13 protein-coding genes are annotated in these 13,906 nt (G+C 58.9%); 2 read left to right on the top strand and 11 right to left on the bottom strand.

Annotation, left to right across the window (positions count from 1 at the left end; all coding sequences use genetic code 11):
* From ACKLNA_RS00405 to galE, 3 genes are all read right to left on the bottom strand, one after another.
* On the bottom strand, window positions 1-1,116 hold the full coding sequence (locus ACKLNA_RS00405; protein ID WP_114884344.1) for a polysaccharide export protein: 1,116 nt from the start codon (window positions 1,114-1,116) through the stop codon (window positions 1-3).
* A gap of 89 nt (window positions 1,117-1,205) precedes the next feature.
* A complete protein-coding gene (locus tag ACKLNA_RS00400) occupies window positions 1,206-1,442 on the bottom strand; it encodes a hypothetical protein (protein WP_003226528.1) in 237 nt (78 codons plus the stop codon).
* 228 nt (window positions 1,443-1,670) lie between these two features.
* Complete coding sequence (gene galE, locus ACKLNA_RS00395) at window positions 1,671-2,687, bottom strand: UDP-glucose 4-epimerase GalE (RefSeq protein ID WP_114884346.1); 1,017 nt, start codon at window positions 2,685-2,687, stop codon at window positions 1,671-1,673.
* 381 nt (window positions 2,688-3,068) lie between these two features.
* Here galE and galU point away from each other — a divergent pair, with 381 nt between their 5' ends.
* On the top strand, window positions 3,069-3,902 hold the full coding sequence (gene galU, locus ACKLNA_RS00390) for a UTP--glucose-1-phosphate uridylyltransferase GalU (protein WP_007951629.1): 834 nt from the start codon (window positions 3,069-3,071) through the stop codon (window positions 3,900-3,902).
* 32 nt (window positions 3,903-3,934) lie between these two features.
* Window positions 3,935-4,345: a mannose-1-phosphate guanylyltransferase gene (locus tag ACKLNA_RS00385; RefSeq protein WP_408984496.1), complete on the top strand. Its 411-nt coding sequence runs from the start codon at window positions 3,935-3,937 to the stop codon at window positions 4,343-4,345.
* A gap of 4 nt (window positions 4,346-4,349) precedes the next feature.
* On the opposite strand, the gene ACKLNA_RS00380 is transcribed toward ACKLNA_RS00385, so the two are convergent.
* From ACKLNA_RS00380 to ACKLNA_RS00345, 8 genes are read right to left on the bottom strand one after another with little or no spacing between them, the layout of a single operon-like run.
* The gene (locus tag ACKLNA_RS00380) at window positions 4,350-5,486 is read right to left on the bottom strand and encodes an SGNH/GDSL hydrolase family protein (RefSeq protein ID WP_408984495.1); all 1,137 of its coding nucleotides are present in this window, start codon (window positions 5,484-5,486) and stop codon (window positions 4,350-4,352) included.
* The gene (locus tag ACKLNA_RS00375; RefSeq protein WP_408984494.1) at window positions 5,486-6,538 is read right to left on the bottom strand and encodes an acyltransferase family protein; all 1,053 of its coding nucleotides are present in this window, start codon (window positions 6,536-6,538) and stop codon (window positions 5,486-5,488) included. The genes ACKLNA_RS00380 and ACKLNA_RS00375 overlap by 1 nt, the downstream gene beginning before the upstream one ends.
* A gap of 12 nt (window positions 6,539-6,550) precedes the next feature.
* Window positions 6,551-7,654, bottom strand: coding sequence for a hypothetical protein (locus ACKLNA_RS00370; protein WP_408984493.1), 1,104 nt, complete (start codon window positions 7,652-7,654; stop codon window positions 6,551-6,553).
* Window positions 7,645-8,877, bottom strand: a complete 1,233-nt coding sequence (locus ACKLNA_RS00365) for a polysaccharide biosynthesis C-terminal domain-containing protein (protein WP_408984492.1) — start codon at window positions 8,875-8,877, stop codon at window positions 7,645-7,647. Before ACKLNA_RS00365 ends, ACKLNA_RS00370 begins: the two co-directional genes overlap by 10 nt.
* Entirely contained in the window at window positions 8,874-9,986 is a 1,113-nt protein-coding gene (locus ACKLNA_RS00360) for a polysaccharide pyruvyl transferase family protein (RefSeq protein WP_408984491.1), read from the bottom strand. The genes ACKLNA_RS00365 and ACKLNA_RS00360 overlap by 4 nt, the downstream gene beginning before the upstream one ends.
* 14 nt (window positions 9,987-10,000) lie before the next feature.
* Complete coding sequence (locus tag ACKLNA_RS00355) at window positions 10,001-11,083, bottom strand: glycosyltransferase (protein ID WP_408984490.1); 1,083 nt, start codon at window positions 11,081-11,083, stop codon at window positions 10,001-10,003.
* A 41-nt stretch (window positions 11,084-11,124) separates the two neighbouring features.
* The gene (locus ACKLNA_RS00350) at window positions 11,125-13,353 is read right to left on the bottom strand and encodes a polysaccharide biosynthesis tyrosine autokinase (RefSeq protein ID WP_408984489.1); all 2,229 of its coding nucleotides are present in this window, start codon (window positions 13,351-13,353) and stop codon (window positions 11,125-11,127) included.
* Window positions 13,354-13,391: 38 nt separating this feature from the next.
* A complete protein-coding gene (locus ACKLNA_RS00345) occupies window positions 13,392-13,832 on the bottom strand; it encodes a low molecular weight protein-tyrosine-phosphatase (protein WP_085713166.1) in 441 nt (146 codons plus the stop codon).
* Between the last annotated feature and the right edge of the window lie 74 nt (window positions 13,833-13,906).

The raw sequence follows: 13,906 nt of genomic DNA, 5'->3' as shown, positions 1-13,906 counted from the left end.
TTATTTGCTGTTGTTGGTGAATTCGCTCCAGTTCTTCGCAGCGGAAGCGCCGGTGCCGACAATCGATGCCGAAGGCACCAACTGGCTGATCAGACGGTTCCAGCGAGTCACGTTGGCAGGCCCTACATAAACGACATCCTGTGGGCGCACTTCGAAGTGTGTGGCGAGGACCATGGCAGTCGGCGACTCGGCTTCCAGTTGATAGATTTTTGCCGGCTCGACATCGAGGTTTTCCACCCCGCGAATGACGTACACGGCGTTGCCGTTGGCGGTGGTCTGGCTCAGGCCGCCGACCGAACCGAGCACGTCGGACAGGTTCATGGTCGCCGTCTTGAAGCTCAGGGCGCGCGGCTGGTTGACCTCGCCCATCACGTAGATGCGCTTGTTGTCGTTGTATGGCAGATACAGTTTGTCGCCACCCTGGAGGTAGACGTTCTGCAACTCGGAATCCTGTTGATTGAGGGTATCCAGATTCAGCGGATAGACCCGCCCGTTGCGCGTCAGCAACAACCCGGACAAGTCGGCATTGTTGGTGTCGATGCCCGCCGAACCGAGGGCTTCAACCACGCTCAGCGGGTTGGTGGAAATCGCTTGCGGGCCAGCCTTGGCGACCGCGCCGGTGACCACGACTTTCTGGCTGGCGAAACGCAACACGGCGACGTCCACTTGCGGTTCGGCGATGAACGCCGACAGCCGTTGTTCGATGTCGTCGCGCAGTTGCTGGATGGTCCGGCCGGCGGCCTGGACTTCCTTGATGTACGGGTAATACAGCGTGCCGTCGGAGCGCACCAGACGGCCGTTGGCATCGATCTGCTGCTGCGCGCCCGACGGCGCGGTCAGCTCGGGGTGATCCCACACGGTGATGTACAGCACGTCGTTGTTGCCGATGCGGTACTCGGCCGGCGTCGCCAGCAATTCCGTGGGCACCGACTCACGCTTTTGCGTGGCGCGGTTCATGGAGATCAGCTTGGGGGTGATCGGAATCAACTCGACCCGGCTGCTTTCACTGGCGCCCTGGCGAGTGATGCCAAAGGTGCTCAGGTGTTGACCGGGGGAAAACATGCAACCTTGCAGAGCGAGACTTGCCAGCATTAAAAGAGAAAAACTACGAGTCATAATGGCACTACGCTATTCAAGGGCGAATCCAAAACAAAGTCACCCGACTTTCGTCGGGCGACCTTGTACTGCACCAACAGTTACTTCAGTTAGTTGTGCGTGCCGGTTGTACCCGTGGTACCGGTGGTACCCGTTGTACCGCCGTTGGCACTTCCACCACTGTTGGACGCCGCTACGGCACTGGCAACCATTGCAGTACTGGCAGCAGGCGCTGTAGAAGCCGCGACACTGCCCGATACATTGGTTACCGCAGTAAGCGGCGCTTCAGCTGCGGATGCCCAGTTGCTCAACATCGTCAACAAGGCAATCGCCATCACTTTTTTCATATCAACTCCTTTCTAACATTGCACCGTTACATCGGGTGTTCCGTTAGAGGTGGTAGAGTTCAAGTCGCAAAGAGCGCGAACAAGATCCGTTGTTCTTTCACAGTCCTACGCAACTGATAAAAGTCGAACGGCAGGTTTATATCTACGGACTTGCAAAAGGCATTGCCAGTGTAATTTCCCGACGATATCTAACAACCTGACCGAAAATAACATTGGACTAAAAGGCCATCATTCCAGATAGCCGTTGGGATGATTCGATTGCCAGCGCCAGGTATCGGTAACCATATCCTGCAAGTTGCGTGTGGCTTTCCAGCCCAGTTCTTTTTCCGCCTTGGAAGCGTCGGCCCAACTCTCGGCAATATCCCCCGAACGCCGTGGCATCACCCGAAACGGCACTGGCTTGCCGCACGCCTGTTCGAAGGCTCGCAGCACTTGCATCACGCTGTAACCGTCGCCGGTGCCGAGGTTCCAGGTATGAATGCCGGTGCGCCCGTCGATGGCCTGCAAGGCCTTCAGGTGCCCGTCCGCCAGATCGACGACGTGGATGTAATCGCGCACGCCGGTGCCGTCCGCCGTGGGGTAATCGTCGCCGAAGACCGACAACTCCTGCAGGCTGCCGACTGCGACCTGGCTGATGTACGGCAGCAAGTTATTGGGGATGCCGCTCGGGTCTTCGCCCATATGGCCGCTGTCATGGGCGCCGATCGGGTTGAAGTAACGCAGCAGCGCGATACTCCAGCGCGGCTCGGCCTGGCTCAGGTCGCGCAGCACGTTTTCGACGATCAGCTTGGATTGGCCGTAGGGATTGGTCGGAATGCCGGTAGGAAAATCCTCGCGGATCGGCATCTGCTCAGGCTCGCCGTAAACAGTGGCCGAAGAGCTGAACACCAGCCGGAAGACCCCCGCCGCCGCCATCGCCTGGCACAGCGTGATGCTGCCGCTGACGTTGGTTTCGTAATACTCGAGCGGCTTGCGCACGCTCTCGCCGACCGCTTTAAGCCCGGCAAAATGCAGGACGGCGTCAATTGAATGCTGCTGGAATATCCGGTCCAGCAACGCCCGGTCGCACACATCGCCGCGAATCATCAGCGCACTTTTGCCGCAAATGCCTTCCACGGCGTGCAGTGCCGCGTCGCTGCTGTTGCAAAGATTATCCAGAACGACAACTTCATAACCTGCTTCAAGCAATGCGAGTGTGGTGTGCGAGCCGATATACCCGGCGCCACCTGTTACCAGAATCTTCATAGCGCGGTCCATAGTGGGAAAAGTGCCAACTAGCGTGTCAAGCCCAACTTGTTTAATGTGTGCCTTGCTTCACATAAACAGGGCGACAACAACCCAAAACAAAAACAGTTCCATTGCTGGCCAGAAATATTTTTAAAGGCCAAACTGTATTGCCCGGTACTTATTAGCACTCCCGCACTTTCACCACTATCAACAGATACCGACTAAAAATAACTGTTATTTATCAAGCCGACATCTAATAACATTACCCTCTTTTACACTAAGCTAACGTTGTCACTCACAACCTGACTCAGGTATTAAAGTACAGCTTCATCAACTTGCAACTTTTCCTTATTGCAATGTAACCGATGGCTGTATGCCATGAATGTCCAGGAAACTTCTATGATTCGTAAATGTTTGTTCCCCGCTGCCGGCTACGGCACGCGTTTCTTGCCGGCCACCAAAGCCATGCCGAAAGAGATGCTGCCGATCGTCAACAAGCCGTTGATCGAATACGCCGTTGAAGAAGCACGGGACGCCGGCCTGCAGCACATGGCGATCGTCACCGGTCGGGGCAAGCGCGCACTGGAAGACCACTTCGACATCAGCTACGAACTCGAACACCAGATTCGCGGCACCGAGAAAGAGAAGTTCCTGGCCGGCACTCGCGAACTGATCGACACCTGCACCTTCTCCTACACCCGTCAGGTGGAAATGAAAGGTCTGGGCCACGCGATCCTCAGCGGTCGCCCGCTGATCGGCGACGAGCCCTTCGCCGTGGTGCTGGCCGACGACCTGTGCCTGAACCTGGAAGGTGACGGCGTGCTCACCCAGATGATCGAGCTCTACAAGAAATTCCGCTGCTCGATCGTCGCCATCCAGGAAGTCCCCCGCGACCAGACCCACAAGTACGGCGTGATCGCCGGCGAGGCAATTTCCGAGGGCATCTACCGGGTCAACCACATGGTGGAAAAACCGGCGCCGCAGGACGCTCCGTCGAACCTGGCGATCATCGGCCGCTACATTCTGACGCCCGACATCTTCGACCTGATCGCCGACACCGAGCCCGGCAAGGGCGGGGAAATCCAGATCACCGACGCCCTGATGAAACAGGCGCAGAACGGTTGTGTGCTGGCCTACAAGTTCAAGGGCCTGCGCTTCGACTGCGGTGACGCCGAGGGTTACCTGCAGGCGACCAACTTCTGCTACGACAACGTCTACCTGAAGGGCCGCTGAAAAGCGCCCCACCCATATCCGGCGAGGCAACCATGAACATCGCACAACATTCGACAGACATTGAACGGGAGGTGGACAACCTCGGGGTGATGAGCTGGTTGTCTCGTCATCAGCCGTTGCCCAGCGCCAACGAATCCTGGCTCGGGACTATCCTGCTGGTGGAGCGGATCGGCGTGTTTCCATCGTCCGGCGACATTCGCCGGACGATGCGCGATCCCTATCCCCTGCTCGCCCATCTGAAACGGATCTATGGCGAGCAGGCGCTGGAGGTCGATGACCGCGACGGCCTGAAGGTGATTCTCGGCGACTGGCGATTCCGCGTGCGCCTCTGCTGCAACGAGCCGGCGATCATCATCAATGTGGAAACCCGTTGCGTGACGCAGTTGATGCCGCAGAAGACCGCAGAGCTTCTGGATCACGTGGACAGCTTCGACAAGGGCTGAGCCCCTATTCCGAGGCGGCGCCGCAGGAAGTCCCGTGGTTGCCGCCGACGATCATCCGATAGAAGTAATCGGCAATCACCTTCCCTCCCGTGGCCGGCACCGGATGTATCTTGTCCGGGCCAATCATCGCCGCCGCATAACGTTTGACGTCCGTACCGAACGCGCATTGCAGATTGGCGTAGCCCAGATGCTGCTCGCGGGCCCAGGGTTCGAGCACCTGCGCGTAGGCCGACATTGGATAGGCGCTGGAACGCGTGGTGTCCTGGCGCATGATCAGGTTGACGCTCGCTGCCGGCTGAATCTCGCGGATCATCCCGACCAGGCCCTGAACGTTCTTCAGGTACTGTTCCGGTTTCACGCCGAAACCCTGATCGTTGCCGCCGAGCATGACCAGGTAGATGTCCGCAGGAATCTTCGACACCACCGCTTTCCACTGGGCCTGCCATTGACCATCGGCATGATAGAAATCGCCGGACGCCGCACCCGACGCCGCCAGTTTCGACACGCGCAAACCGGCCTGCTCGTTGCTCATCCACAGGCCGAACAGGGTTGGCGCGCCCTTCATCACTTCCAGCCTGAAGGACCAGTCCGTCGCGGCGGATGTACCTGACAACGGGACTTCCTGAACGCCCGCGCCGGTGAGATTCAGCGGTTGCCAGTCCGCCGAGGGCGACCAGCGATAACGCAGTTCACTGGATTCGCCGTTGCCCAGATAAAGTAACTTCGCCTGGGTGACAGCCGTGTTTATCGCTTCGCTCGGATGCGCATCGACCTGCAGCCATGCATCGGGACTTCCGGTCACGGTACGACTGTCAGGACTGGCCACACCGAGGTTCGATACCTTCCAGTCGCCGCCGAAGTATTTTTCACTGCTGCGGGTGTACTTGAAATGGCTGCCACCCAGCGCTGCGCCATGATTGAAACCGACGTAACCGGGGCCGGCGAAACCGACATCGCCGACCAGCCGCTGCACCAGTTTGTTCAGATAGAAATCCTGCCCGGCGCTGTAGCTGTCGCCGATCACCGAGACCGACAACACCTTCCCGGCCTTGCCTTCACGCCACTGGGCAAAACGCTCGCGGGCGTCACCGACTTCAACCACCGACGCCGCGACCGGCGCTGCGTCCTCCACTGCAACCATCAGGCACTTCCTTTAGCCGAAACCGGCACCGGGGAGACATTCCCCGCCGGTTTTTTCGTCGCCGCACGCTCGCCCAGAAACAGCACCGAAGTGAAGTTGAACCGGCTGAAGATCGTCGACAGCAACACCGGTCCGAGCAACCCGCAAGCCACGCCGCAGAACACCAGCACGCTTTCGTCCTTGATGCCCAGACGCCCGAGCACCGAGCGCGAGGTGGCGGCGAACAACACATGAAACAGGAAAATCGCGTAAGAGTAACCACCGAGCCAGGTCAGCGCCTTCGAGCGCATGTCACTCGACAGCAGCGCGAAGCAGGACACGCAACCCACCGTCAGGCCGATCAGGCTGCGGCGATCGATGATCAGCTCGCGATCCAACGAAGCGATGTACAACAGCGTCAGGGAGATCAGCACAAACACCAATGGGCCGACGACTTTGAACCGTTGCTTCAACGCACTGACATTTTCCTGGCCGATCATCCCCGCCACAAAGAACGGCAACAGATAGGTCGCACCGTTGATGCCGAACGCATCGAACTTGAACGGCGGCAACAGAAACACTGCGGCGGAAAACGCGAACAGCAGGTACAGACGTGTCGCCGAGCGCAGCCAACCACGCCATTCCAGCAGGCCGACAAACATGAAAATGATGAACACCGCCTGCAGGAACCAGAAGTGGTTCACCGGCACATAGAACGACAACAGCGCATCGATCACACCGACGTCCTTGTTCACGCCCGGCCCCACTGCCTGCAACACCGAGAACGGCACGCCCACGCAAAACAGCGGCACGATCAGCCGCCGCACCTTGCCGGTGAAGAACGCCGAAAAGTCATTGCCGCGAATCTTGTAGATGGAATAGATGTAACCCGAGATAAAGGTGAACAGCGGCATGCGCACGTACACCATCGAATCGGCGATCACCCGGAACGGCGAGCCGATATCGATCTTCAAACCGCCGCCCAACGGACCGATCACGTGATAGAGCACCAACAGCAGGCACGCCAGGCCGCGCAGGGTTTCGATCTCCAGGGACTTTTTCTTGCTCGACATAAAGCACCCGCCTCAATTCAGAATTCTTGATTCGACCCGCACCGGTTTGTTCGCCCGCAGCATCAACCCCAGGCCCACGAACAACACCGGCACCACCATCGAGAAGTGTCGGGCGAAGGAGCCGAAGTCCGGTTCGAACAAGCCTTGAACCAGCAGAAACGCCAGGGGAATCGCGATCAGTTCCTTGGGTTTGGTCTGGATCGGCGCGCCCTTGTAATCGGTCGAGGTGATGACTTTGAACAGCAGCAGCGCGGTCATGATCATCAGCGCCACGAAGATCACCTGGCCCGGCCCGGACAGCAGGATCAGCTCCACGGGGAACGACAGGCGGAAGAAGATAATCATCGAGTCCAGGGCCTGCGAGACAAAGTCGCTGCCGCTGAGCCACGAGACGATCAGCGACTTGGAACCCTCCTCGCCCGCCGTGCGCAGTTCGTTGTTGCTGGCGCGAATCGACGACACCGGAAAGCCCAGCGCCAACTGGATCGCCATGGCCACCGCCAGATAGAACAGGAATAGCATCAGGAAGAAGGTCATGCGCGACACGTACTTCTTCATCATGCAGACGCCGACCCAGGACAGCGAAAACAGGATCCAGTAGGGCCGGATCAACACGCCGTAGATCAACGCCGACAGGAAAAACCCGCCGCGATATTTGCGTGTCAGCGAGCTGAACAGAATGCTCAGCACCGCCACCGACACGATGATTTCCTTGGTCAGGTTTTCCAGGAAGAACGAACGCACCACGCCCCACAGACACAGGGTCCCGAAGATCGCCAAAGGCATGCGCCGGAACACCACCACGGGAATCGCCGTGAGGAAGAAATTGCAGAACATCCCGTAGGCCCAGGCGTTGGTCAGGTTGATCCCGGTGGGCCGCAGCAGGAACGCCGAACATTCGTAGGACGAGCGATCCGGCGAGAACGGGTTCCAGAAATTACAGTTGTCGGCCCGGGCATAGGACGACCACAACGTCATCGCATCCGGGCCGGGATCGCGGGGGATCAGCAGCGGCATGGCCACCGACAGAAACAGGCCGGTGAACAGGATCAGGAATGACAGCGACGAATCGAGTTTCCTGCCGCGAAACTCGATGCACGGCAGTTTCAGGCCCATGACACGACAGCCTTTTTCGCGCGCGTGGCGCGAGTCAGCAGCGCAATCACACCGAGCTGCACGGTGATCCCGAAGACACTGCCCCAGGCCGCTCCGTAAATCGAATAATGCTTGATCAACACGTAACTGACCGGCACCGACACCAGCAAGCATATGACCGCGCTGGCAAGCGACACCCGGCTGTTTTTCGAAGCGATCAAACCACCCCAGACGATGTCGCCAATGGCGCGCAGAGCGAAGGAAAAGATCAGCACACCGAGGACTCCGTTGTCCGGGCGTGGCACCGATGTCGCGACGTAATCGAGCACGAAGTTGAAAAACAGATAAATCCCTGCCGCGACTGAGGCTGATACGAGCAGCGAACGCATGACCCATTTGTTGATAAACAAGTGCCTGACCGTGAACGCTTGCTGATCACCTTGAAAACGCTTGGCGAGCACCGGTATTCCGACCACTGCCACCACCGCGTAGGACAACGCCTGCAGCGTATTGGCCGCCGACCAGGCGTACACATACTTACCGAGACTGGCGTAAGGTTCGAGGTCGACGATCAGAAAGCGCTCGACACATTGACTGAGCGCAACCAGACCCGTGCCCAGGTAAAACGGCAAACCTGCCCTCCACACGGTCGACGTCGCGAGCCCCCCTTCCTCACGCCCGTGATGAACGTTCACCACAATCAAGTAACCGACAACGATCACCAACACGTTGGCGATGACCCAAAGCCACAACACGCTGGCAATGCCCGAGACCCACCCGAGCATCATTCCACCTACGGCCAACAGAGCCCAGAGACCGCTTTTGATGAAAAACAGCAAGGCACCCGGTGTAGCTTTCTGCGCGGAAAACACGAACGAGTTGATCTCGAACGACAGGTGCTCGGTCAATAACACCAGCGTCACACAGGCGATTAACGCTGCCGTCGCCTCGACCTGCTGGAACAGTGAATAGATCAGCACCGTCAGCACCGACAACAGCAATCCCACGGCCAGATACAGCAGCAGAACCTTGTCGACCACAGGCTTCGAACTGCCGCCGACACTGATCAGCCGATTGATCTCGGAACTGAAACCGACGCTGTAGAACTTCGATGCGATCAACGACGCCGCGACCACCACGCCGTAAAAGCCCAGCGCCTCGTAACCGAGGTAATGGGTGATGGCGAGCACCAGCAGGAACTTCGCGCCCAGTGCTCCGCCGCGCAGCAACAAGCGGAATATCATCGAATGACGCCCTTGATGATGTCATCCATGGCCACGGTTTTGGCTTCGATTTCACGGCAGGTATCGGTCAGGCGCTTGCCGAAATCCGATAGCGCATTCGGCGCGTAGACCGTGTCGATGATGGTGTCGACATCGATGTCGCCACCGTTGATGACCCAGTCCTCAACGCCCATGTCCTGATAGGCGCCGAAGCCTTTGCGCTCGTAGCTGATGTGGTACGCCGGCACCCCGGAGAGCAGCGATTCGATCGCCCCGTGCAGACGTACGGAAATCACCAGGTCCGGTTGATATTTGGCAATCGTGGCCTTCAACGACAGCAGGTCTTCGGTGATGCCCAGTTCGCGATAGAACGCGCCGTCATCGTTACCCCGCACAGCGCTCTGCACCGCACAGACCACTTTGCTTTTGTTCTTCAAACGCTGCAGCAGCACCTTCAGGTTGGCCACGTAGGCGAGCTTCTTTTCCTTGCTCCATGCCGGTGGTTTACGCAGCACCACACACACCGTGGCCGGCGTCGGGGCGCAGCGGGTGAACTTGGGTTGCTGCAGGATTTTGCCGGCCAGGGCCTGCACCGCGAGGTCCGGTGCGCGGTAGACATTTTCGCAGGCATCGAACAGCGCCGAGGAGCGGTTATCGCGCACGAACACCGCGTCGGCGCTGGCGTAGTGGCCGACGATCCTGTCGCTGTCGCCGTGGAACGGCCCGATGCTTTGCGGCAGGTACACCGACGGCACTTTGCTGAGGATCGCTGTTTCCAGTTGCTTGGCGTGGCCCAGTTTCAGCTTGATGTGCTCGAAGGCACTTTTGGAGCGCATGTAGCCGCCACCGACGCCGACGATCAGATCGGTTTTCTTCAACAGATCCGCCAGCCCGGCGTAGGACTGATTGAGGAATACGGCCTGCTTGACCCGGCCCAGGCCCTTGGCTGCCATGACCGGCGCATCGAAGCGCGGGTGCGGCAGGTATTTGAAGGAATCCGGATCGGAAGCGACGACGCTTATCGCGGTGTCTTCGCCAAAGTTGCGCTGCACCAGCGCGATGGCCAGATCGACCAGCAGACCATCACCGGAATTGGAGGCACTGTAGCCATGCAAAATCGTTACGTTCATGAGCGAAGTTCTACTTAATAAGAGGGAGCGGAATACACGTCGTAGGTCTGGCGGATCATCAACGCGGCGCTGAAGCGCTCGCGGACGATGCGCCGGCCTTCGATGCCCAGGGCTGACAACGCGGGTTTCTGGATCTGCTTCAGGCGATCGGCCAGCGCCTGGTGGTCACCGGTGGGGAACACGTAGCCCGACACCCCGTGGGTGACCAGTTCCGGCAGCGACGTGCAGTCGCTGGCAATCACCGGCAAGCCCAGCGCCATGCCTTCAAGCGGCACCATGGCAAAACCTTCCCAGCGACTCGGGACAATCAGCGCGTCGGCCTGTTGATACAGCGCGTTGACCTCGGCCGGCGTGACCCATGGCAGGTATTGAACGCCGTCCATTGGCGGGCATTCGACCGTCGCCTCGTTGACCGCACTGCCGACCACTGTCAGTTTCAGGTCGTTGCGCCCGGTCCTGGCGTAGGCCTTGAGCAGCACGTCAAAGCCTTTCTGATAATCGAGCCGACCGACGAAGAGCAAATGAATCGGCTGGAGATTCTCGGCTTTGCGCTCGTCATCCTTGGGATGAATGCCGTTGTAGATCAGCCGCATGCGCTTGCGCTCTATACCGAATGCTGCGGCTTTGTCCAATTCGTACTGACTGACGCAAATGATCGTGTCAGTGACCTTCTGCAACACACGCTCGATCCACGCATAGACTTTCTGCTTGATCGGCGAGCTTTCCATCAGGAACGAAAAGGCATGCGGGCAGTAGACGATTTTCGGTTTGCGCCACGGCCGCAGAAGCACGCACACGCAACGGCCGATCACCCCGGAAAACGTGCTGTGCAGGTGCACGACGTCGGGTTTTTCCTTGAGCATCACTTGTATCAGTCGTCTGGCGAAACGCAGCAATGACGGCACATTGCGCCCGGTTCGCTCGAAGGTGCGGATCTGCTGCGGAGCGATGCCGTGCAGTTCCTTTTCCTGATCCAGCGGCACCAGATACACCAGCTCGTAGTTGGCTTGCTCGTCTTCCGGGGACGCCGAAATCGTGCGGATCACCGTCGCGACGCCACCTTTAATCGTTTCAGCCACGTGCAGTATTTTTTTCACAACCCACCCACTTTGTTGCCTGTAAGAACAATCGCTGAAACTCAGGATTTGTCGGACGCGTATTCGTAGTTGTAATAGCCGTAGCCGCCGTTGCCGTAGTAACTGGCCGCACGCTTCTCGACGCCGTTGAACACCGCGCCTTTCAACTCGATGCCGTTCTGGGCGAAGCGGCGAATCGTCAGTTCGACTTCTTTGGCCGGGTTCACCCCGAAGCGCGCGACGATCAGGCTGATGCCCGCTTCACGGCCGACAATCGCCGCGTCCGTTACCGCCAGCAGCGGTGGTGTATCGATGATCACCACGTCGTAGCGCTCGCTGAGTTCCGCCAGCAGCTCGCGGAAATTGGCGTGCATCAAGAGTTCGGAAGGATTGGGCGGCACCTGGCCCCGGCTGATGAAATGCAAGTTGTCGACTTCGACCTTGTTGATCGCCTGCTCCAGGGTGCAGCGCTTGACCAGCAGGTCCGACAAACCGTTGGTGATCGGTGTGTTCAGCGTCTTGTGCAGATGCCCCTTGCGCATGTCGGCATCGATCAACACCACGCGCTGGCCGCTCTGGGCCATGACCGCCGCGAGGTTGGAAGAAACGAACGTCTTGCCGACCTGCGGGCTCGGGCCGGAAATCATGATGCGGTTGTTGGTCGAATCCAGCGCCGCGAAATGCAGGCAGGTGCGCAGGCTGCGGATCGACTCGATGGACAGGTCCGTCGGATTGCGCAAGGCCAGCAGATACGCTGGTGTATCCGCCGTGACTTTGGCGCGGACTTTCTTGGTGTCCTCTTCCTGTTGCAGGGCGCTGTAAGGGATCGATGCGTAGACCGGCAAGCCGAGCTGCTCGATGGCTTCCGGCCCTTCCAGGCCCTTGCTCAGGGACTTGCGTAACAACACCAGGGCGACGCCGACGAAGGCACCGAGGAAGGTCGCAATCAGCACGATCAGGGCTTTCTTCGGTTTGACCGGACTGGTCAGGTCGACATCCGCCGAGTCCACCAGACGCACATTGCCCACCGCGCCGGCGCGGATGATGTCCAGTTCCTGGGACTTGTTCAGCAACTGGGTGTAGATCTGCGAAGCCACTTCGACATCGCGGGTCAGGTTGAGCAGTTCCTGTTGCGTGGCCGGCAGGTCGCCAACCTTGCCTTCCAGGGACTTCTGTTGCTGGGTCAGTTCACCGATCTGGGTCATCAGTGCCCGATAGGCCGGATGCTGTCTGGTGAACTTGCGGTCCATTTCCGCCTGCTGCATTTTCAGCTCGGAAATCCGCGTTTCGAGGGCGACGGACTGGCCGAGCACCGATTGGGTTTCCAGGGAGATGTTCACGGTCTTGCCGCGCGTCTGGTAGGCATTGAGCGCATCGCTGGCCTTGGCCAGGTCGCGTTTGACCTGCGGCAACTGGCTTTGCAGGAAAGCCAGGCTCTGCGCGGCTTCGGCCGAGGTGCGGCGTACGTTCTGGTCCACGTACAGGGAGGCGATCTTGTTGAGGATCTTTACCGCTTCGGCGGCGTCGGTGCTGGCCAGGGCCAGACGGATGATTCCCGACTCCTTGCCCTGTTCGGAAATATCCAGCGCGTCCTGATAGCCCTGAATGGTCACGATCCGTGGGTAGCGCACCACTTCGAATCGGGTACCGGGATTGGCCAGCAGCTGCGTGATCTGCCCTTCTACGCCATCCCGTGCGAAGGCTTCACCGGCAGTGCCTTCTGCCAGCAGATTGTCGTTGTCGTCGAACAACTGGAAGCGCTGCTGCTCGCCGGCGATCAGGCTGAGTTTTTTGCCCAGCAGTTCCTTGGGCAGATCGAGCCGGGCGAACTCCAGACGCTCGCCGCCCCACGCGTAGCTGCTCAGCCCGAAACGTGGCGGCGCGACGCTGAGTTCGGTTTCACCGCGATAGCGGCGCGAGAGAAAGCCGCCAATCACCGGGAAAGTATTGGGCGTGACGTCAATGTCCAGGCGCAGATCGTCGACGGTCTTGCCGATCACCGCGCGGGACTTGATGATGCCGATCTCGGTCACGGACGGCGACTGACCGCCCAGCATGCTGTTGAGGTCGGAGAAGCCGAGCATGTCGTTCTTCTTCGGCTCGACCTGCACCAGCGCGTTGGCCAGATACACCGGCGTGGCCAGAATCGCATAGGCGACGCCGGTCATCATGAACGCGCCGGTGAAGGCGCCGATCAACCATTTCTGGTCGATCAAACTGCCGAATATGCCGAGAAGATCAATACTGTCTTGATCGTTGTCACGGGTGCCGACTACTGACGGTAACTGCATAAGTCTTTCTTACCATTCACTGTTCTGAAGAATATTCATCAATGCCCGAGGCGCTGTGCCCAGGAGCCAACAGCATCTTCAATCAATGCATGGGCATGAATAAAAGCGGCCTGCCCTTGACGATACGGATCCTGTATTTCTCGTTCGTTCTGCCACTTGCCGAGAAGAAACACTTTGCCCCTGGCGTGAGAGGCAATCTTCAGTACTTGTTTTACATGCTCTTTTTCCATGACCAGAATCAGGTCTGATTCATTGACGATGTCCGCTGTCAGTTGCCGCGCCTTGAAGCCTTCGGCGCATTGCCCACGGTCTTCCAGCACCTTGCGGGCCGTTGCCTCCATGGACTCGCCGACCCTTGCGGACAAGCCTGCGGAGGCGACCGTGATGGTCGAGGGCGCCAGTGCGTTACGCAGCAACAGTTCTGCTGTCGGACTTCGGCAGATATTGCCGACGCAGACGACAAGGATCTTTTTGAACAAGGTTTACTTTCCCGTGTAATGTCAATCGGCCAACATGTCCCGTGGACTTAAATGAATCCACAGGACTTTCCTGC

The organism is Pseudomonas sp. UV AK001 (genome assembly GCF_046097675.1).
Taxonomy (GTDB): Bacteria; Pseudomonadota; Gammaproteobacteria; order Pseudomonadales; family Pseudomonadaceae; genus Aquipseudomonas; species Aquipseudomonas kribbensis.
This window is presented reverse-complemented; position numbering and strand designations above follow the sequence as displayed.